The organism is Caldimonas manganoxidans ATCC BAA-369 (genome assembly GCF_000381125.1).
Classification (GTDB): domain Bacteria; phylum Pseudomonadota; class Gammaproteobacteria; order Burkholderiales; family Burkholderiaceae_C; genus Caldimonas; species Caldimonas manganoxidans.
The window spans coordinates 62,808-82,048 of the sequence record NZ_KB905931.1; the positions used below are offsets into that span (position 1 = coordinate 62,808).

Sequence of the window (19,241 nt, forward strand, 5' to 3'; positions counted from 1 at the left end):
CCTCTCAGAGGGGGGGGAGGTCTGGTGAAATCCTTGGTGCTGTGCTGCGCGATTGGGCTGGCCGCTGTGCTGGGTATGCCGGCGGCCTGGGCCATGGACCAGACGGCGGGGCCGTCCCAGACGACCCACCGTTTGCTGGTTCGCCTGCATGAGTCGCCCAACGTGGGTCGCTCGGCCCCGCCCAGCGGCGCGCCGGTGGCAAGGCAAGATCGCACCGCCGAACGCCTGCAGGCGCTGATGGCACGCTTGGCGATCCAGGGGACGCCCAAGCACCGTCTTGGCGATGGCGCCTGGGTGCTCCGGCTCGACCAGCCCCGCAGTCTGCGCGAGGCCGAGCAGCTGGCCCGCGTGTTGGCGAGCCAACCGGAGGTGGCTGACGTCGGGGTGGACCTGTGGGTGCGTCCCCAGGCCTTCATTCCGAACGATCCCCACTTTTTCGAGCAATGGGCGTTGCTTCCGCGCGATGCCCGCGTGGCGGGTAGCGCGCATTTCAGCGATGCATGGAACGTGCCTGGCGCGGCATTCACCGGCTCTCCCTCGGTGATCGTGGCCGTCATCGACACCGGTTGGGTGCCCCATCCGGACCTGGACGGCGCTGTGCTCGACGGTTATGACTTCGTCTCCTCGGGCAGTATCGACGGGCAGGACGTGGCCGGTGACGGCGATGGCCGCGACGGCGATCCGTTCGACCCGGGCGACTATTGCGTCCCGCGAGGTGAAGCGTCCTCGTGGCATGGATTGAAGATGACCAGCCTGATCGCCGCGACGATCCACAACGGACGTGGCATCGCCGGGGCGGCTCCTGGTGTGAGGGTGCAACACATCCGGGCCTTGGGCCGCTGCGGGGGCTGGCTCAGCGATGTGACCGATGCCTTGCGATGGGCCGTGGGCGACTCGCTGTCTGGCGTGCCCGACAACCCCAGCGCGGCTCAGGTGCGGGTGGTGAGCTTGAGCTTGGGCTCCGCGCCCGGACTCGATTGCTCCTCCGGCGCATATCGGTACGTGCGCGAGGCGGTCGATCGCGCCCGTGCCGCAGGGGTCTTGGTGGTGGCTGCGGCTGGCAACGAGTCCAGCGAGTCGGTCAGCCTGCCTGCGGGCTGCCCCGGGGTGCTTGCCGTCGGCGCACACACGTCGCAAGGGGATTTGGCCGACTACTCCAATCGCTCGCCACGGCTGAGCTTGACCGCACCGGGGGGAGGCTGCGGAGCGGGCCCCGGTGCCTTGTGCGACCCCGTTTTGATCCTGACCCTCGGCAACGACGGGGAGAGGGCGCCAGGCCGACCGATGGACCGGGACCAAACGGGCGGCACCTCGGCGGCCACGCCCTTGGTGGCGGCGACGGCGGCCTTGATGTTTTCGATGAACGAGGCGCTCACCGCCGATCAAGTGCGCACGATCTTGACCGAGACCGCGCGCGCCCATCCGGAGGGCAGCTATTGCGCCATCCACCCCGGCATGTGTGGGGCGGGCATGCTCGATGCCGAGGCCGCGGTGCGGCGCGTGCGTGACGGCCCTTGGCCGGGGTTCGAGCGTGGCGGCGGCGGTGGCGCGCTGTCTTGGGTTTGGACGCTGGCCTTGATCGCTGTGGCGGGCTGGGCGCAGCGGCTCAGAGTTGCCGGTTGCGCGCCAGCGGCGGGTTCTTCTGGAAGTAGCGGCGGATGCCGTTCATGAGCGCGTCGGCCAGTTGATCCTGGTACTCGGCCGAGCGCAGCTGCTGCTCCTCTTCCCGGTTGGAGATGAAGGCGGTCTCCACCAAGATGGACGGAATGTCCGGCGCCTTGAGCACGGCGAAACCGGCTTGCTCGACCCGGGGTTTGTGCAGCCGCCCGATCTTTCCGATGTGACCGAGCACCGCGCTGCCCAGCTTGAGGCTGTCGTTGATCTGGGCGGTGGTGGACATGTCCATCAACGCGCGCAGCACATGAGCGTCGCTGTGCTTCACGTTCACGCCGCCCACGATGTCGGCGGCATTTTCCTTGTTGGCCAGCCAACGCGCTGCCTCGCTGGTGGCTCCGCGTTCAGACAAGGCATACACCGAGGCGCCCCGTGCATTGGGGTTGGTGAAGGCATCGGCATGGATCGAGATGAACAGGTCGGCCTGCACCCGGCGGGCCTTCTCGACGCGCTGACGCAAGGGCACGAAGAAGTCGGCATCCCGTGTCATCATCGCGCGCATGTTCGGCTCGGCATTGATGCGGTCGCGCAGCCGCCGGGCGATGGCCAGCACCACGTCTTTTTCGCGCGTGCCGGCCGGACCGATCGCGCCGGGGTCCTCGCCACCATGGCCTGGGTCCAAGGCCACGATGATCAGGCGGTTCACACGGCTGCGCTGGCCAGCCTCGGCATCGCTGCGACGGCTCGCCGGCGGGTTCGGAGCCGCCGCCACCGCAGGCGGGGTCGTGTGGTTGCCGCGGCCGATGCGATCGATGAACTCGCCCAGCGCGTCGTTCAGCGCGGCCTGGGCCCGGCGTTCGGCCTCTTCTTTCTCGCGGATCAAGGCCATCAGCGGGTCGATCGGCACGGTCGGGTACAGATCGAAGACCAGGCGGTGCTGGTAGTCGGCCACCGGGGCGAGGGTGAAGACCTGCGGTGCGATCGGCTGCTTGAGGTCGATCACCAAGCGCACGATGCGCGGCTGGTTCTGTCCCACCCGCACTCCGGCGATGTAGGGGTCGTCTGCGCGCACCTTGCCGACGATCTCGCGCAGTGTGGGGCTGAGTTCGAGCCCGTCCACATCGACCACCAGCCGGTCGGGTTGGCTGGTGACGAAATGGCGTGCCTGCAAAGGGGTGTCGCTTTCCAAGGTCACGCGGGTGTAGTCAGGGGCAGGCCACACGCGCACGGCCACGATGGTCGCCCCCCAGGCGATGTCGCTGGCGCCCAACAGCAGCACGAGGCTGCCGGCGCGATGGAGAAAGTGCCGCCGCTTCATCCGAGCAAGGCGGCGCCGCGGGGGGTGTAGGCGCTGATCATGACCTCGCGTTGATCGCCATCGCCGGGGCGCAGTTCCATGCGCCAGTCCGGCACCGGCAGCAGGCCGGCGGCCCGGTCGGGCCATTCCACGAGCTTCAGACCCGGTCCGGTGAGGATCTCCCGCAGGCCGGCATCTTCCCACTCGCTCGGGTCGTTGAAGCGGTACAGATCGAAGTGCCAGGCTTGCAGATCGGGCAGGGTATAGGGCTCCATCACTGCGTAGGTGGGGCTCTTGATGCGGCCCGTGGCGCCCAGCGCGCGCAACAGGTGGCGCACGAAGGTGGTCTTGCCGGCGCCCAGTGGACCGTGCAATTCGATGAAGGCCTCGCGCAATTCACCGCGCCGCGCCAAGGCCTGCGCAAAGGCTTCGCAGGCCGCTTCATCCGGCCACTGGAGATGGGAGCTTCCTAGAATCGTCGAATGCATCAAGACCGTGTCATCGACCCCGCCGCTTTGCTGCTGCAATTGCGCCACTGGGCCCATGAGCTGGGATTTTCCCAGATCGGGGTGGCCGGTGTCGACCTCCGTCATGCCGAGCCTGGCTTGCGCGCTTGGTTGGAGGCCGGCTTTCACGGCGAGATGCACTACATGGCCGCCCACGGCATGAAGCGTGCGCGCCCGGCGGAATTGGTGCCGGGCACGGTCAGCGTGATCACCGCCCGCATGGACTATCTGCCCGCCAGCGCCCCCCCGGGTTGGCAGGCCGTGGAATGGGATCGCTTGCACCGTGCGCCGCAGCAGGCCAATGTCTCACTGTATGCGCGTGGGCGTGACTACCACAAGGTGCTGCGAAGCCGGCTGCAAGCCTTGGCCGAACGGCTGGCGCAGGCGGTCGGGCCCTTGGGTCATCGGGTCTTCACCGATTCGGCGCCGGTGCTCGAAGTCGAGTTGGCGTCGCGCAGCGGCCTGGGCTGGCGGGGCAAGCACACTTTGCTGCTGTCACGCCAGGCCGGCTCGACATTCTTTCTCGGCGAGATCTATGTGGACTTGGCGCTGCCGCCCACCCCGTCCACCTCGTCGCACTGCGGGTCCTGCCGGGCCTGCCTGGACGTGTGCCCCACGCAGGCGATTGTGGCGCCCTACCGGCTCGATGCCCGGCGCTGCATCTCTTATCTCACGATCGAACATCCCGGTCCGATCCCGGTGGAGCTGCGCGCGGCGATCGGCAACCGCATCTATGGCTGCGACGATTGCCAGCTCGTGTGTCCGTGGAACAAATTCGCGCAACATGCCGTCGTGCCCGACTTCGAGCCGCGCCCGATCTGGGCGCAGGCCACCCTGCTGGAGTTGTTCGCCTGGGACGAGGCGCGGTTTTTGAAGCTGACCGAAGGCAGCCCGATCCGCCGCATCGGCCATGAGCGTTGGATGCGCAACCTCGCGGTGGCCTTGGGCAATGCGTGGCGCATCACGGGCGATGCGGCCCTGCGCCAGGCCTTGCAGGCGCGCCGCGAGACGGCCAGCCCGCTGGTGCGCGAACACATCGATTGGGCCTTGGCGCAGCGTGCACCATGAGGGCCATCAGCTCTGCATCCATCGCAAGGCTGCCAGCCACCATGGGATCGAGGCCATGCCCAGCAAGGTCGAGACGGTGACCAACCCGGCCACATAACTGCCATGGCCGCCCATGCGAGCGGCCAGCACATAGGCACTGGAGGCCGTGGGCATCGCGGCGAAAGCCACCACCACCGGGTGCTGCGCGGCGGGCAGCCCCAGCAGTTGCACCAAGGCCAGAGCCACCAGCGGCAGTCCCGCATGCCGGATGCCCAGCAAACCGGCGGCCAAGCCCGGGCCGGCCCTCAAGCCGCCGAGCTGCAGCCCTGCGCCCACGGCCATCAGACCCAGCGGCAGGGCGGCTTGGCCGATGCGTTGGACGGTGACAGCCACGGGATCGGCCAGCTGCAGCCCGCACAAATTGGCGACGAGCCCTCCTACGGTGGCCAGGATGAGCGGGTTGCGCACGATTTCGCGCCAAAAACCGTGGCCACCATGGCGTGCCAGCGGATACACCGCAGCGAAGTTGCACAAGGGCACGGCCAGGGCCACCAACAGCGCGGTCCACGTCACCCCTGCCGGGCCGGCGAGTTTGTCAGCCAAGGCCAGCGCCACGTAAGAGTTGAAGCGAAACGCCACCTGAGCGCCCGAGGCATGCAGCCGCGCATCCACGCCCGGCAGCCGCCCCAGCCCATAGGCCGCGGCAATGCCCGCGCCGACGATGCACAGACCGGCGGCGGCCAGCGGCAACATGGTCTGGAATTCCAGCGGGCTGCGGACGATGGAGTAGAACAGCAGCACCGGGAACAACAAGTAGTACACGAGCCGCTCGACGGCATCCCACACGGTGCGGTTCAGCGCCGTATGGCGGCACAGCACAAAGCCGCAGACGATCAACAGAAAGTCTGGCAGCAACAGCACGACATCATTCATCGATTGATCGCAGCACCACGGTACGCCCAGTTGCGCAGTGTGCCAGCGGCCCAACGCCACTGCGGGACATCCCGATACGTAATCTCCACAGTGGCCGAAGGTGCCGTGCCCATCAAGACGTATCATCGGGCCACGCGCTTCATTCATTCCTATTCATTTGCTTTCGTTGCCCAGAAGGAGACTTTCATGCAGCGTCGACACCTGATCGCCGCCCTGGCCCTGCCGGCTGCCCTCGCGTTTGCGGGGGCGGCTTGGAGTCAAGCGTATCCGTCCAAGCCGGTGCGGCTGATCGTGCCTTTTGCTCCCGGGGGCACCACGGACATCATTGCCCGGATCATCGCGGACAAGATCCAAGGTCCCTTCGGGCAACCGATGGTGGTGGACAACCGCGGTGGCGGTGGCGGCTTGATCGGGGCGGCCGAGATCGTGCGTGCGCAGCCCGACGGCTACACCCTGGGCATGGCCACGGTGTCGACCACCGCGTCCAACCCGGCCATCAATCCCAAGACGCCATACAACCCGCTGACCGACTTCACTTCCATCATCAACATCGCGGCCACGCCCAACGTGATTGCGGTGCATCCCTCTTTCCCGGCCAAGGACTACAAGACCTTCCTGCAGGTGCTCAAGGCCAACCCGGGCAAGTTCAGTTATTCCAGCTCTGGCACAGGCGGCATCGGTCATCTGCAGATGGAATTGTTCAAGTCGCTGTCGGGCACCTTCATCACGCACATTCCCTACCGTGGCGCGGGCCCGGCGCTCAATGACACCGTGGCTGGACAGGTGCCGATGATTTTCGACAACCTGCCCTCGGCGCTGCCCTTCATCAAGGACGGCCGCTTGGTGCCCATCGTCGTGGCCGCCCCCGAGCGCCTGCCGGTCCTGCCCAATGTGCCCACCTTCAAGGAGGTGGGCCTGGAGCCGGTCAACCGCATGGCCTACTATGGCATCCATGGGCCCAAGGGCTTGCCCAAGGAAGTGGTGGACAAGGTCAATGCCGCCGTGCGCCAGACGCTGCAAGACCCCGAAGTGCGCCGCCGCATCGAGGCCACCGGCTCGATCATCGTGGGCAACACGCCTGAGCAGTTTGCTGCCCAGACCAAGGCCGAGTTCGAGGTCTACAAACAGGTGGTGGACAAGCAAAAGCTCAAGCTTGATTGAACCGGCTCCGCGCTGCGTTTGACGACCGGCCGTCGCCCTGGGGCGACGGCCTTTGTCCATGTCTGCACTGACCGAAAGCCTGGAGAGCATCGATCGCTTTGCCGATGCGCTGTGGGTGGAAGAAGGACTGTCGGCCCTGACGTTGGCGGCCTACCGGCGAGACCTCACGCTGTATGCCCGCTGGCTCGACCGCCAAGTCGGCAAGTCCCTCGATAGCACCACCGAGACCGATCTACGCGCCTATGCCGTGCATCGGGCACAGACCAAGGCCAGCACGGCCAACCGGCAACTGACGGTATTTCGGCGATACTTTCGCTGGGCCTTGCGGGAGGGGCGCGTCCAGGCCGATCCCACCTTGCGCCTGGAAGCTGCCCGCCAACCCTTGCGCGTGCCCAAGACCTTGAGCGAAGCCCAGGTCGAGGCTTTGCTGCAGGCTCCTGACACGGCCACGCCCTTGGGCCTGCGCGACCGCACCATGCTGGAGCTGATGTATGCCAGCGGCCTGCGCGTGAGCGAACTGGTCACGCTCAAGACCGTGCATGTCGGCTTGGACGAAGGCGTGCTGCGCGTGCTGGGCAAGGGCGCGCGCGAGCGCCTTGTGCCCTTTGGGGAAGAGGCCCATGTCTGGCTGGTGCGCTACTTGGCCGAATCGCGTCCGCTCATCCTGGGTGGACGTGCGGCACGCGACCTGTTCGTCACGCAGCGCGGCGAGGGCATGACCCGCCAGATGTTCTGGACGCTGGTGAAGAAATATGCGCGCCAGGCTGGCATCACTCAGCCGCTGTCGCCGCACACCCTGCGGCATGCCTTCGCCACCCACCTGCTCAACCACGGCGCGGACCTTCGCGCCGTGCAGATGCTGCTGGGGCATGCCGACATTTCGACCACGCAGATCTATACCCACGTGGCCCGTGAGCGGCTGCGCCAGCTGCATGCGAAGCATCATCCGCGCGGATGAAAAAAAGCCGGCCTTGTGGCCGGCTTTTCGAGATCAGGCCGAAGCGCGATCAGAAGTTGTGGCGCAGGCCCAGAGCGAAGGAGCTGAGGTCGCCGGTGTAGGGGTTGGCGCTGTCGGCGGACACCTTGGTGTAGAAGGCGTATGCCTTGGTGCGCTTGCTCAGGTTGTAGCCATAAGCCACGGTGAACTGCGTGGCGGCGCTGTCATCGACGTCGCTGTAATCGCCCGCACGACCGACGTTCAGATGGAATTCGGATGCACCCAGGGTGTACATGCCCGCCAGGCGCACGTTGGTGCGGTCACCCAGGTTGGCACCCCATCCATCCTCGTCGCGCTGAATGTAGCCACCGAAGGTGAAATCACCCATCGTGTACATGGCACGCAGCGCGAACTGGTTGGCGTCGCCGTTCTTCTGGTAGCCGGCGCCCAGCGCCAGGGCTCCCAGGCTGTAGTTGGCGGCCACGTCGTAGGTGTATTCGCCCGTGCCTTCGCGCAGCGACACAGCACCCTCGACCGTCAGGCCGTTCAAGTCGGGCGTGCGGTAGGCGATCTTGTTGAAGTCGCGATCCAGATAGGCATACAGGGCATCGGCCGACGTGCCCGTGTCATGGTTGTGCATGCTCACGTAGTCGGCCGTGGCGAAATAGGCTTCGCTGGTGTAGCGGCCCAGGCGTACCATGCCGAAGCCGCCGGACAGGTTCAACTCGCTCTGGCGAGCCCAGAATGCACGTTGGTTGCCGTAGGAGTCGCGCTGGATGCTGCCCGTGTCAGCTTCGAAGCCGTGCTCCAGCACGAAGCCGGCTTTCAGGCCGCCGCCGAGGTCTTCGGTGCCGCGAAACCCAATGCGCGAGGCATTGTTTTGCATCACGGTGGTGGACGTGCCACCCGCCTTCTGGCGCTCGACCGACACGTTCATGCGGCCGTAGATGTTCACGTTGCTTTGGGCCAAGGCCGAGCCGGCGGCCAGTGCGGCGACGGCCGCCACGGCGATCGGGAGTTTTTTCATGGAGTTTCCTTGTGGGAGAAAAACTGGAAGTCCGACCGATCGGCGTCAGGGTGGGGCCGTCGGTCACGGAACCGTCATTGTAGAAAGACTGGCCTGCGCGATTGGTTCAGATGTGAAGCGATGACGCGCCCACGCAACACAGGGCGCCTCGCGCACAATCACGCCCATGGATCACAATTTTCTCTCTGCCCTGATTTTGCTGCTGTTGGTGCTCGACCCCTTTGGCAGCCTTCCCATTTTCATCTCGGTGCTGCGCGGGGTGCCCCCCGAGCGCCGCACCCGTGTGGCTGTGCGCGAGGTGATGATCGCCTTTGGCGTGCTGTTGGTGTTCATGTTCACCGGCCGGGCCTTTTTGGATCTGATGCATTTGTCGGAACGTTCGCTGGAAGTGGCCGGCGGCGTCATTCTGTTGATCATTGCCATCCGGATGATCTTTGCCTCTGGAGGCGAGATTTATGCCGCAGGCACGGGGCGTGAGCCTTTCATCTTCCCGTTGGCCGTGCCGTTGCTGGCCGGGCCTTCGGCCATGGCCACGGTGCTGCTGCTGGCTTCGCGGCAGCCCGAGCGCCTGATCGAATGGGTGGGCGCGCTTTCGGCCGCGATGTTGGTGTGTGGCGCGGTGCTGTTGGCCGCGGACCGATTGCGCAGGCTTCTGGGCGATTCGATGGTGTCGGCCATCGAAAAGCTCATGGGCTTGGTGTTGACGGCCATTGCCGTGGAGATGATCCTGGCGGGCCTGAAGCGCTATTTCTTCGGTTGAGCGTCGAGGCCGCGGAACGGGGCAGAGCCCGATCCGCGGGGAGGAGTGACGCGGCGGCTTCAGCGGCCGCGCAGGTGCTCCGGCGCTTCCAGCCGTTTGGCCAGCAGCGACAGGGTGAGCGTGAGGATCAGGTACATCGCCGAGATGGCCAGATAAGGCTCCCAATAGCGTGAGTACGCCCCTGCGACCGTGCGTGCGGCCAAGGCCAGTTCGGCCAAGCCGATGGCCGACACCAGCGAGGAGTCCTTGATCAAGGTGATGCCTTCGTTCACGAAAGCCGGCACCATGCGGCGGAAGGCCTGGGGCAGCACGACGTTGCGCATGGCTTGCCCATGCGTGAGCCCCAGGCTGTAGGCCGCCTGCAGTTGCCCCCGGTGGATGCTTTGGATGCCGGCGCGGAAGATTTCAGAGATGTAGGCCGCGGCATTGAGTGACAAGGCCAACGCTCCGGAGAAGAAGGCGCCATGCTCCTGGCGGAAGCTGACAGCGGCCGCTCCCGTGAGCAGCAGGCCGTGCTCCGGGTGCACCAGCGTGGGCATCAGCGCGAAGTGCACCAGCAGGATTTGCACGAACAGGGGCGTGCCGCGGAAAAAGGTCACGTAGGCGAGTGTGAATCCTCGGGCCGCGACCATCCCGATACGCAGCAGCCAGGCCTTGGGCGCCGGGGCGTCGGCCGAGCTGCTGATGAGCCCCAGCACCACGCCCAGCAGCATGCCCGCGCCGATGGCCACCAGCGTGAGCTGGATGGTCATCCACAGGCCGGTGGCGAACAGCGGGCCGTAGCCCGCCAGGATTTCCCAGCGCAGGTCCATGCGGTCTCAATCGCTCACTTGGAGGCCGCGCCAGCGGCCGCCGGTGCGCCGAAGTACTGGGCGTAGATGCGGTCGTAGGTGCCGTCGGCGCGGATGGCGGCCAAACCCTCATTGAGCTTGGCCAGCAATTCGGTGTTGCCCTTGCGCACCGCGATGCCGTACTGCTCGGGCGCGAAGGAGCTGTCGCTGACGGTCTTGAAGGCCGCCGTGCTGTTGTTGGCCACGTAGTGGTTGACCACGCCGTTGTCGGCCACCACGGCATCCACGCCGCCCGATTCGAGCTCTTTGAGCGCCAGCGGAGTGGACTCGAAGCGGCGCACGTTGGTGTTGTCCTTGCCGAGCAGCTGGGTGACGACTTCGTCGCCGGTGGTGCCGGTTTGCACGCCGACTTTCAGGGTTTTGAGGTCCTCGAATTTCGTTACCGGGCTGTCCTTGCGCACGGCGATGAGTTGCACCGCGTCGAAGTAGGGCTCGGTGAAGTCCATGGACTGACGGCGCTCGTCGGTGATGGTGATGGCCGACACCAGCAGGTCACGGTCGCCTTGGTTGAGCGAGTTGAAGATGCCTTCCCAGGGCGTGTTGACGAACTTGACTTCCATGCCGGCCTTGGCGGCAATGGCTTTGACGATGTCGATGTCGAAACCGACGATCTCGCCCCGTTCATTCTGCGACTCGAACGGGGCATAGGCCGCGTCGGTGCCCACGACATACACCTTGGCAGCAGGAGCGGCCGCCGGCGCGGCCGCGGGGGAGGCTGGCTCCTGCTTGCTGCAGGCGGCCAACCACAAGCCGGCTGCGATCAGACCGGCCACTTTGAGAAAACGACGGGTGTTCAGCGAAGTCATGAAGTCCTCGAAAGGAAAAACGGTTGCGGGCGCCACCCCCGTGGCGCCAACGTAGGGCGCAGTGTAAGCCCGCGGCGGGGGGAGGTCGGCGCAGACTGGGCTTTAGAGGGGTCGCTCCAGCCAGTCCAGTTCGGCCTGGGTGAAGCCGGCGCGCCGGCGTGCGGCGTGGTTGAAGGGCGGCTTGGGGCGCGGGGCGTCGTAGCGCCGGGCGAGGACTTCGTAGTGAGCCACCGGGTCCAAGCCTTGGCGCTGGCACAGCCAGCGGTACCAATGGTTGCCGATGGCCACGTGACCGACCTCGTCTCGCAAAATGATCTGCAGAATCTCCACCGCCCGCGCATCGCCGGCCTTGCGCAGCTTGGCCTGGATCAGCGGTGTGGCATCCAGGCCACGGGCTTCCAGCGTGCGCGGCACCAGCGCCATGCGGGCCACCAAGTCTTCACGGGTTTTGTCGGCCATGGCCCATAAACCGTCGTGGGCCTCGAAATCGCCGTAGTCATGGCCCAAGTGGTTCAGGTGCTGGCGCAACAGGGTGAAGTGCAGCGCCTCCTCGCCAGCGACTTGCAGCCAGTCGCGGTAGTAGGCCTCGGGCAGCCCGGCAAAGCGCCACACCGCATCCAGGGCCAGGTTGATGGCGTTGAATTCAATGTGGGCAATGGCATGCAACAGGGCGGCCCGACCGTGCTCGGTATGGGGCGAGCGGCGCGGGACTTGGCCGGGGGGCACCAGCACGGGGCGTTCGGGGCGTCCTGGCAGACCGGGCAAGGGGGCCAGCGTTTCGTCGCGCCCGAGGTCCAGGCCGGCCTGGGCGTCGGCGAACAACATGCGGGCCTGGGCCGCTTTGTCTTCGGGGTTGCGCAGGCACAGCACGTGCAAGGCACGCTGTCGCAAAGTGGTCGCCGCGCCGGCGGCAGGTGCGCACATCGTCATGGAACTTAGAATTATCCCTTCTTCAGGAGCAGTTCATGGCCCTCTTCCAGCTCGACGAGCTGATCCCCACCGTGCACGAGTCGGCCTGGGTGGCCGAGTCGGCCCAGGTGATCGGCGATGTCCATCTTGCCGAGGACACCAGCGTGTGGTTCGGTGTCGTGATCCGCGGCGACACGGCTCCCATTCGCATCGGGCGGGGCTCGAACATCCAGGACAACGCGGTGCTGCATGCCGATGCTGGGGTGCCGCTGACCGTCGGCGAGGGGGTGACCGTCGGGCACCAGGCGATGCTGCATGGCTGCACCGTCGGGGATGGCTCGCTCATCGGCATCCAGGCGGTCGTCTTGAACCATGCGCGCATCGGCAAGGGATGCGTGGTGGGCGCCGGCGCGGTCGTGACCGAGGGCAAGGAATTCCCCGACGGGTCCTTGATCTTGGGCGCGCCGGCCAAAGTGGTGCGGCAGCTCACGCCCGAGCAGGTGGAGCGCTTGCGCCTGGGGGCCGCCCACTATGTGCACAACGCCCGGCGGTTTCGTGCCGGGCTCAAGAGGATCGGCTGATGTCGGCGCTGCACAAGTTCCTGTTCGAAGGACTGCCCGTGCGCGGCATGTTGGTGCGGCTGACCGATGCCTGGACCGACATGCTGCGTCGGCGTGAGGCCGTCGGCGGCTATCCCGAGCCGGTGCGCCGGTTGCTCGGCGAAATGACGGCCGCCGGCGTGTTGATGCAGGCCAACATCAAGTTCAATGGCTCGCTGGTCTTGCAAATCCAAGGCGACGGGCCGGTGCGCTTGGCCGTCGTCGAGGTGCAGCCCGATTTGCGTTTGCGTGCCACGGCCAAGGTGCTGGGCGAAGTGGCGCCCACGGCGCGGCTGGAGGCCCTGGTGAATGTGCATGGCCAGGGCCGCTGCGCGATCACGCTCGATCCGAAGGACCGCCTGCCGGGGCAGCAGGCCTACCAAGGCGTGGTGCCCTTGCATGGCGATCGCCGTCAACCCTTGCAAAGCGTGGCCGAGGTGCTGGAGCACTACATGCTGCAGTCCGAGCAGCTCGACACCCGGCTGGTCCTGGCTGCCGACGATCAGGTCGCCGCCGGGCTGCTGATCCAGCGCCTGCCGGTGCAGGGCGAGGGCAATCTGGCGGGGGGGCGAAGCCGAGAGGACGACATCGGCCTGAACGAGCATTACAACCGCATCGCCCATCTGGCGGCCACGCTCACGCGCGAGGAGCTGCTGAGGCTGGATGCGGACACGGTGTTGCGGCGGCTCTTCTGGGAAGAGACGCTGCGTCGCTTCGAACCGCTCACCGGGTCACAGGGCCCGCGGTTTGCCTGCTCGTGCTCACGCGAGCGGGTGGGGCAGATGCTGCTCGGATTGGGCAAAGAGGAGGTCGACGCCATCGTGGCCGAGCAAGGGCGTGTCGAGATCGATTGCGATTTCTGTGGCGCCCGCTACCACTTCGACGCGGTGGACGTGGGCAGTTTGTTCACCCCGGGGCGTGACCATCCGCCGGGGCCGGTGTCCGTGCAGTGAGCCTCAGGCGGGTGCTTGGCCTCGGCGCCGCAGCAGGTGCTCGCATTCGGGCACCAGACATTCGCGGCACCAGGGGCGCAGACGCAAACGCGGCTCCTCGTCCGCGGCGGCGGCGGACGGGTTGAGTCGCCCCTGGGCGCGCAAGGCGGTTTCCACCACGCGCCAGGCGGCTTCCAAACGCTGGTCGTCCAGACCGTAGATCACGCTGAAGGCCACCCCGGCGGTGAGCAAGCGTCGTCGCAGCCGCTCGTCCACGGGCGCTCGCATGTGGGGGCCGTCGCGCTGGATGCCATCGGGCGTCCAAGGCAGATCCAGGCCGGTCAGCAAGGTGAGGCTGCAATGGCGATGGGCCTGGAAGGCGGCCTCGTACAGCGATGCGTCATCGAACAACACGTCGCTGTACACCGCGGTCATGACGGCCGTGGTGTCGGCAAAAACGAGTTCGTGGGCCGCAGCGGCGGCCAGGATGCGGCGTGTCTGTTCTTCGGCGATATGCGCTTGCTCTTCGGGGCGCGGCGTGCGGGCGTGGCGGTCGCAGAATTCGCGCAGATATTCCTCGACCGCTTGGGCTTTGAAGCCCTGCGCGCAGGCCCGTGCGGCCAGGCCGCGGGCCAGGTCGGTCTTGCCGGTGCTCTCGGCGCCAAGCAGCGCGATGATCATGCGTCGGTCCGGGCGGCCACCCGTCGGTGCCAGGCGCGCCAACCGACCAGTGAGCTCGCGGCAAACACGGCGTACAGCGCCGCGGTGAGCCACAGGGACTTGTGGACGAACAGGGCCAGCGCGACGAGATTGACCACGAGCCAGACCATCCAGTTCTCGACGAACTTGCGGGCGAGCAAGGCTTGCGCCACCACGCTGGCCACGGTCGGGAAGGCGTCCCAGTAGGGCACGTCGGTGTCGGTGTGCCGGTCCAGCCATGCCCCCAGCCCGGGCCAGGTCAGGACCACGGCCAGGACGGCCAGCAGGCGGCCCCGCCATCCGAGATAGCGCACGTCCAGACGGGAGCCGTCAGCACGGCGGCCGCACAGCCATTGCCACCAGCCCCACAGGGCCACGATGACGAAAAAGATCTGCAGTGCGGCGTCGCCATACAGCCGGTGCTGCCAGAAGAGCAGGAAGTACAACAGCGCACTGGCGGCAGCCAGCGGCCAGCCCCAATGGATCACCCGGATGTTGCACACCAGCATGGCCAGGGCCAAGGCCACGGCGAGGACTTCCAGCCAGGTGACCGGCGAGCCCCACAGGGTGAAGGCCGCCTGCATCAGCGGCGCGAACGCGGCGAGCAAGCCGTCCATCATGGGAGGCGCTGCATCGTGGGCTTCATCGACGGGGTATCACCTGGACGAAGATTTCGTCGGGCTTGATCATGCCCAGTTCCAGGCGGGCTTTTTCCTCGACCATCTCCAGGCCCTCGCGCAAGTCGCGCACCTCCGCGGCAAGCTGTTCGTTGCGCGCGCGGGCGGCGTCGTTGCGCGATCGTTGCTCGTCCAGACGGGATTGCAGCTCCATCACCCGGGGCAGACCGTTCTTGCCGAGCCACAGCTCGGCATGCACGGCACCCAGCAATGCCAGCAGGCCCAGGGTGACGAAGCGTGCGTTCATCGGAGACGGTCAGCGCAGGTTGTAGAACGCTGCGCGACCGGGGTAGGTGGCCACGTCGCCCAGGTCCTCCTCGATGCGCAGCAGCTGGTTGTACTTGGCGATGCGATCGGAGCGGGACATCGAGCCGGTCTTGATTTGGCCGGCGTTGCTGCCCACGGCGATGTCGGCGATGGTGGCATCCTCGGTCTCGCCCGAGCGGTGCGAGATCACCGCGGTGTAGCCGGCGCGCTTGGCCATCTCGATGGCGGCGAAGGTTTCGGTCAGCGTGCCGATCTGATTGATCTTGATGAGGATCGAGTTGGCGATGCCTTTGTCGATGCCTTCTTTCAGGATCTTGGTGTTGGTGACGAAAAGGTCGTCACCGACCAGTTGCACTTGGCGGCCCAGGCGTTCGGTCAGCAGCTTCCAGCCGTCCCAGTCGCCTTCGTGCATGCCGTCTTCGATGCTGATGATGGGGTACTTGTCGCACCAGGTGGCCAGCATGTCGGCCCACTGTTCGGCCGCCAGCGTGAGGCCTTCGCCGGCAAGGTGATATTTGCCGTCCTTGTAGAACTCGCTGGCGGCACAGTCCAGGCCAAGGGCGATTTGTTCGCCGGGGGTGTAGCCGGCTTTGTCGATGGCCTCCAAGATCAGTTGAATGGCGGCCTCGTGGCTGGCCACGCTGGGGGCAAAGCCCCCTTCGTCGCCCACGGCGGTGCTCATGCCCTTGTCGTGAATGATCTTCTTCAGCGCATGGAAGACTTCCGCACCGTAACGCACGGCTTCGCGGAAGCTGGGCGCTCCCACCGGCAGGATCATGAATTCCTGCAAGTCGAGGTTGTTGTTGGCATGCGCCCCGCCGTTGATGACGTTCATCATGGGCACGGGCATTTGCATGGCGCCCGAGCCACCGAAGTAGCGGTACAGCGGCAGGCCCGACTCCTCGGCCGCAGCCCGGGCCACGGCCATCGAGACGGCCAACATGGCATTGGCGCCCAGGCGGCTTTTGTTGTCGGTGCCGTCCAGGTCGATCAGGGTGCGGTCTAGGAAGGCTTGTTCAGAGGCGTCCAGCCCCATCACCGCTTCGGAGATTTCGGTGTTGATGTGCTCGACGGCCTTGAGCACGCCTTTGCCCAGGTAGCGGGATTTGTCCCCGTCGCGCAGCTCGATGGCTTCGCGTGAGCCGGTGGACGCTCCGGACGGCACGGCCGCACGGCCCATCACACCGGACTCCAACAGCACGTCGCACTCGACGGTGGGGTTGCCACGGCTGTCCAGGATTTCACGGCCGACGATGTCGACGATGGCACTCATGAGGTTCCTTTCGGTTGTGCAAGTGAGGTCAGACCGGAGCGGCGACGCCCTCGACCAAGACCATGTTGAAGTAGTCGGTGGCGCCGCTGCGCAGCGCACGGATGCGGGTGTAGGCCTCGCCGTCGTAGAACGCCTTGGCCTGCTCGTAAGAGGGAAAGCGCAAGACGGCCACACGATGGGGCTGCCAGTCGCCCTCCAGGGTCTCATGCCGGCCGCCACGCACGAGGTATTCCCCGCCAGCGGCTTTGACCGCTGCAGGCGCCTCGGCCATGTACTGCTGATAGCGCTGCGGGTCGGAGATCTTCATCGTGACGATCAAATAGGCCTCTGGCATGTGCTGTTCTCCGCGGAGGGGATGAATGCGTTCAGCCCGCCTGCCGGCGGCGTTGATGCTCCAACGCCGCCTTGATGTACGAGTTGAACAGCGGGTGGCCGCCCCAGGGGGTGGATTTGAACTCGGGATGGAATTGCACGCCCATGTACCAGGGATGCACGTCGCGCGGCAGCTCGACGATTTCGGTGAGTTTTTCGCGCTGCGTGATGGCCGAGATGACCAGACCGGCTTCCTCGAGCTGGGGCAGGTATTTCTCGTTGGCTTCGTAGCGATGGCGGTGACGCTCAGTGACCACATCGCCGTAGATTTCATGGGCCAGCGTGCCGGGCTTGACGTCCGAGCTTTGCGAACCCAGGCGCATCGTGCCCCCGAGGTCGGAGTTGGCATCGCGCTTGTGAATCGAGCCGTCCGCATCTTGCCACTCATCGATCAGCGCGATCACCGGATGCGGGGCCTGCGGGTCGAATTCGGTGCTGTTGGCGCCGGTCAGGCCGGCTTTGTGGCGAGCGTACTCGATGGTGGCCACCTGCATGCCCAGGCAGATGCCCAGATAGGGGATGCGGTGTTCGCGGGCGTATTGGGCGGCCAGGATCTTGCCTTCCACCCCGCGCTTGCCGAATCCACCGGGCACGAGGATGGCATCGTACTTGCCGAGCCGGTCGATATTGTCCGGAGTGAGTTCCTCGGAGTCGATGTAGTCGATCTTCACGCGGGCCTGGTTGTGGATGCCGGCATGGCGCAGCGCTTCGTTGAGCGACTTGTAGGAGTCGGACAAATCCACATACTTGCCGCACATTGCGATCGTGACTTCGTGCTGCGGGTGCTCCACCGCATGCACGAGGTGGTCCCATTTGGACAAGTCGGCCGGGCGGGTGCTCAAGTGCAGCTTGGTGCAGATGAGCTGGTCCAGACCTTGCTCGTGCAGCACGCGCGGCACCTTGTAGATGGTGTCCACGTCCCACATCGAGATCACGCCGTACTCGGGCACATTGGTGAACAGCGAGATCTTCTCGCGCTCATCCTCGGGGATGCGGCGGTCGGCACGGCACAGCAGGGCATCGGGCTGGATGCCGATTTCGCGCAGCTTTTGCACCGTGTGTTGGGTCGGTTTGGTCTTGAGCTCGCCGGCCGCAGCGATCCAGGGCACATAGGTCAGGTGCACGAAGGCGGTGTTGTTGGGCCCAAGCTTCAGACTCATCTGTCGCACGGCTTCCAGGAACGGCAGGGACTCGATGTCACCCACCGTGCCGCCGATTTCGACGATGGCCACGTCGACCTCCTCGGGCGTGCCCACCCCGGCGCCACGCTTGATGAATTCCTGGATTTCGTTGGTGATGTGCGGAATCACCTGGACGGTTTTGCCCAGATAGTCGCCCCGGCGCTCTTTTTCGAGCACGCTCTTGTAGATTTGGCCGGTGGTGAAGTTGTTGGCCCGGCGCATGCGCGTGGTGATGAAACGCTCGTAGTGGCCGAGGTCCAAATCCGTTTCGGCGCCATCGTCGGTGACGAAGACTTCGCCGTGCTGGAACGGCGACATCGTGCCCGGGTCGACGTTGATGTACGGATCGAGCTTGATGAGGGTGACTTTGAGGCCGCGCGATTCGAGGATCGCAGCCAGAGAGGCCGAAGCGATGCCCTTGCCCAGGGAGGACACCACCCCGCCAGTGACGAAGACGTACTTGGTCATTGTGGGCGGCGCAAGCTTGTCGCCCGCGCCGTGGTGGTAAAGCGGCATTTTATGACAAGCCGCTTGCCCTCCGATGCGCGGGCTGGCTCCGGCTCAGGCCGCGCGAGGCTCGGCCGTGCCGCAAGCCTCCTGTTCGAAGCGCTGCAACCAGCTCACGACGGCGCGAGCGGTCTCCAGGGGCTTCTCGAAGGGATAGAGGTGGCTGCCTTCGATCCATTGCATGCGGTCCTGGACCACGTCTTGCGTGCCGCGCAGGCCCACTTGCCGAACTTCGGCCGAGCGTGTTCCCCCGATGAATGCCACCGGGCAGGGCAAGGGCCTGCGGCGCAGCAGCCAGTGCAGGTGGTGAGGCAGCGAGTCATAGATGGCTGTTTCGACTTCGCGGCGGAAACTCAGCACGCGCCGGTCGCCCAAGGGCTGGGTGCCGGCGCGGATGTAGTCTTGTAGGACTTCCGGGTCCCACACGGCGAAATTGGGCTTGGCCGCGAAGTGGCGCAGGGCTTCTTCCTCGCTGGCCCAGGTGGTGCGCCGCTGGCGCGACACCCGGCCGGGCGAGACCCGCTGAATCAGCCCAGCGGCTTTGAACAGGCGCACGCCGTGGGCCTTGAGGCCGTAGACGATGGGCGAGTCCAGCAGCACCACGCCTTGGGCCAAGTCGTTGCGTTTGGCCGCAGCCAGCAGGCTCAAATAGCCGCCCAGCGAATGCCCCACCAGCCAGACGGGCTGGCCCACTTCCCGTTCGATGAAATGCAGGAGCTGGTTGCGCAGGTGCGGCCAGTTGCTGGTGACCGGGTAGCGTGGGTCGTGTCCGAACTTTTCCACCGCGTGCACCGTGTAGCCGGCCTCGCGCCAGGCGTCGAACAGCTTGCGGTAGGTGCCGGCCGGAAAGCCGTTGGCATGCGAGAAGACGAGATGGCGGTTCATG

General features: G+C 66.0%; 21 protein-coding genes. 7 read left to right on the forward strand and 14 right to left on the reverse strand.

Features of this window, described 5'->3' with window-relative positions; translation table 11 throughout:
- Nucleotides 1-24 precede the first annotated feature (24 nt).
- A complete protein-coding gene (locus F615_RS19305; RefSeq protein WP_019559561.1) occupies nucleotides 25-1,671 on the forward strand; it encodes a S8 family serine peptidase in 1,647 nt (548 codons plus the stop codon).
- Here the strand turns inward: F615_RS19305 and F615_RS0102330 are convergent.
- Both F615_RS0102330 and tsaE read right to left on the reverse strand, forming a co-directional pair.
- Complete coding sequence (locus F615_RS0102330; RefSeq protein WP_019559562.1) at nucleotides 1,607-2,932, reverse strand: N-acetylmuramoyl-L-alanine amidase; 1,326 nt, start codon at nucleotides 2,930-2,932, stop codon at nucleotides 1,607-1,609. The two genes, F615_RS19305 and F615_RS0102330, sit on opposite strands and share 65 nt — an antisense overlap.
- Complete coding sequence (tsaE, locus tag F615_RS0102335; RefSeq protein WP_019559563.1) at nucleotides 2,929-3,399, reverse strand: tRNA (adenosine(37)-N6)-threonylcarbamoyltransferase complex ATPase subunit type 1 TsaE; 471 nt, start codon at nucleotides 3,397-3,399, stop codon at nucleotides 2,929-2,931. Before tsaE ends, F615_RS0102330 begins: the two co-directional genes overlap by 4 nt.
- On the opposite strand from tsaE, the gene queG reads away from it, so the two are divergent.
- Nucleotides 3,394-4,485 (forward strand): tRNA epoxyqueuosine(34) reductase QueG, encoded by a 1,092-nt coding sequence (gene queG, locus F615_RS0102340; RefSeq protein WP_019559564.1) that lies wholly within the window; start codon nucleotides 3,394-3,396, stop codon nucleotides 4,483-4,485. The two genes, tsaE and queG, sit on opposite strands and share 6 nt — an antisense overlap.
- A gap of 6 nt (nucleotides 4,486-4,491) precedes the next feature.
- Here queG and F615_RS0102345 read toward each other — a convergent pair whose 3' ends face one another.
- On the reverse strand, nucleotides 4,492-5,397 hold the full coding sequence (locus F615_RS0102345) for an AEC family transporter (protein ID WP_019559565.1): 906 nt from the start codon (nucleotides 5,395-5,397) through the stop codon (nucleotides 4,492-4,494).
- Between the two features lie 186 nt (nucleotides 5,398-5,583).
- On the opposite strand from F615_RS0102345, the gene F615_RS0102350 reads away from it, so the two are divergent.
- Both F615_RS0102350 and xerD read left to right on the forward strand, forming a co-directional pair.
- Nucleotides 5,584-6,558 carry a tripartite tricarboxylate transporter substrate binding protein BugE gene (locus F615_RS0102350; RefSeq protein ID WP_026329960.1) on the forward strand — a complete coding sequence of 325 codons (975 nt, stop codon included), beginning with the start codon at nucleotides 5,584-5,586 and terminating at the stop codon, nucleotides 6,556-6,558.
- Nucleotides 6,559-6,616: 58 nt separating this feature from the next.
- Nucleotides 6,617-7,516 (forward strand): site-specific tyrosine recombinase XerD, encoded by a 900-nt coding sequence (gene xerD / locus F615_RS0102355; protein ID WP_019559567.1) that lies wholly within the window; start codon nucleotides 6,617-6,619, stop codon nucleotides 7,514-7,516.
- A gap of 49 nt (nucleotides 7,517-7,565) precedes the next feature.
- On the opposite strand, the gene F615_RS0102360 is transcribed toward xerD, so the two are convergent.
- Entirely contained in the window at nucleotides 7,566-8,522 is a 957-nt protein-coding gene (locus F615_RS0102360; RefSeq protein WP_019559568.1) for a porin, read from the reverse strand.
- Between the two features lie 166 nt (nucleotides 8,523-8,688).
- Here F615_RS0102360 and F615_RS0102365 point away from each other — a divergent pair, with 166 nt between their 5' ends.
- A complete protein-coding gene (locus F615_RS0102365) occupies nucleotides 8,689-9,282 on the forward strand; it encodes a MarC family protein (protein WP_019559569.1) in 594 nt (197 codons plus the stop codon).
- Nucleotides 9,283-9,341: 59 nt separating this feature from the next.
- Here the strand turns inward: F615_RS0102365 and F615_RS0102370 are convergent, their stop codons facing one another.
- From F615_RS0102370 to F615_RS0102380, 3 genes are all read right to left on the reverse strand, one after another.
- On the reverse strand, nucleotides 9,342-10,094 hold the full coding sequence (locus F615_RS0102370) for an amino acid ABC transporter permease (RefSeq protein ID WP_019559570.1): 753 nt from the start codon (nucleotides 10,092-10,094) through the stop codon (nucleotides 9,342-9,344).
- Between the two features lie 14 nt (nucleotides 10,095-10,108).
- Nucleotides 10,109-10,939, reverse strand: a complete 831-nt coding sequence (locus F615_RS0102375; RefSeq protein WP_019559571.1) for a basic amino acid ABC transporter substrate-binding protein — start codon at nucleotides 10,937-10,939, stop codon at nucleotides 10,109-10,111.
- Nucleotides 10,940-11,041: 102 nt separating this feature from the next.
- Nucleotides 11,042-11,869 (reverse strand): ferritin-like domain-containing protein, encoded by an 828-nt coding sequence (locus tag F615_RS0102380; RefSeq protein ID WP_019559572.1) that lies wholly within the window; start codon nucleotides 11,867-11,869, stop codon nucleotides 11,042-11,044.
- 35 nt (nucleotides 11,870-11,904) lie between these two features.
- Between F615_RS0102380 and F615_RS0102385 the strand changes: the two genes are divergently transcribed.
- Both F615_RS0102385 and hslO read left to right on the forward strand, forming a co-directional pair.
- The gene (locus F615_RS0102385) at nucleotides 11,905-12,429 is read left to right on the forward strand and encodes a gamma carbonic anhydrase family protein (RefSeq protein ID WP_019559573.1); all 525 of its coding nucleotides are present in this window, start codon (nucleotides 11,905-11,907) and stop codon (nucleotides 12,427-12,429) included.
- On the forward strand, nucleotides 12,429-13,400 hold the full coding sequence (hslO, locus tag F615_RS0102390) for an Hsp33 family molecular chaperone HslO (RefSeq protein ID WP_019559574.1): 972 nt from the start codon (nucleotides 12,429-12,431) through the stop codon (nucleotides 13,398-13,400). Before F615_RS0102385 ends, hslO begins: the two co-directional genes overlap by 1 nt.
- 3 nt (nucleotides 13,401-13,403) lie before the next feature.
- On the opposite strand, the gene F615_RS17620 is transcribed toward hslO, so the two are convergent.
- The 7 genes from F615_RS17620 to F615_RS0102425 form a co-directional block, all read right to left on the reverse strand.
- Nucleotides 13,404-14,060: an AAA family ATPase gene (locus F615_RS17620; RefSeq protein ID WP_019559575.1), complete on the reverse strand. Its 657-nt coding sequence runs from the start codon at nucleotides 14,058-14,060 to the stop codon at nucleotides 13,404-13,406.
- Entirely contained in the window at nucleotides 14,057-14,698 is a 642-nt protein-coding gene (pnuC, locus tag F615_RS0102400; RefSeq protein WP_019559576.1) for a nicotinamide riboside transporter PnuC, read from the reverse strand. The genes F615_RS17620 and pnuC overlap by 4 nt, the downstream gene beginning before the upstream one ends.
- 22 nt (nucleotides 14,699-14,720) lie before the next feature.
- Nucleotides 14,721-15,002: a cell division protein FtsB gene (ftsB, locus tag F615_RS0102405; RefSeq protein WP_019559577.1), complete on the reverse strand. Its 282-nt coding sequence runs from the start codon at nucleotides 15,000-15,002 to the stop codon at nucleotides 14,721-14,723.
- 9 nt (nucleotides 15,003-15,011) lie between these two features.
- The gene (gene eno / locus F615_RS0102410) at nucleotides 15,012-16,295 is read right to left on the reverse strand and encodes a phosphopyruvate hydratase (RefSeq protein WP_019559578.1); all 1,284 of its coding nucleotides are present in this window, start codon (nucleotides 16,293-16,295) and stop codon (nucleotides 15,012-15,014) included.
- A 28-nt stretch (nucleotides 16,296-16,323) separates the two neighbouring features.
- Nucleotides 16,324-16,629, reverse strand: a complete 306-nt coding sequence (locus tag F615_RS0102415) for a DUF1330 domain-containing protein (RefSeq protein ID WP_019559579.1) — start codon at nucleotides 16,627-16,629, stop codon at nucleotides 16,324-16,326.
- A gap of 31 nt (nucleotides 16,630-16,660) precedes the next feature.
- Nucleotides 16,661-18,316 (reverse strand): CTP synthase, encoded by a 1,656-nt coding sequence (gene pyrG / locus F615_RS0102420; protein WP_019559580.1) that lies wholly within the window; start codon nucleotides 18,314-18,316, stop codon nucleotides 16,661-16,663.
- A gap of 93 nt (nucleotides 18,317-18,409) precedes the next feature.
- Entirely contained in the window at nucleotides 18,410-19,240 is an 831-nt protein-coding gene (locus F615_RS0102425) for an alpha/beta fold hydrolase (protein WP_019559581.1), read from the reverse strand.
- Nucleotide 19,241: the final 1 nt, after the last annotated feature.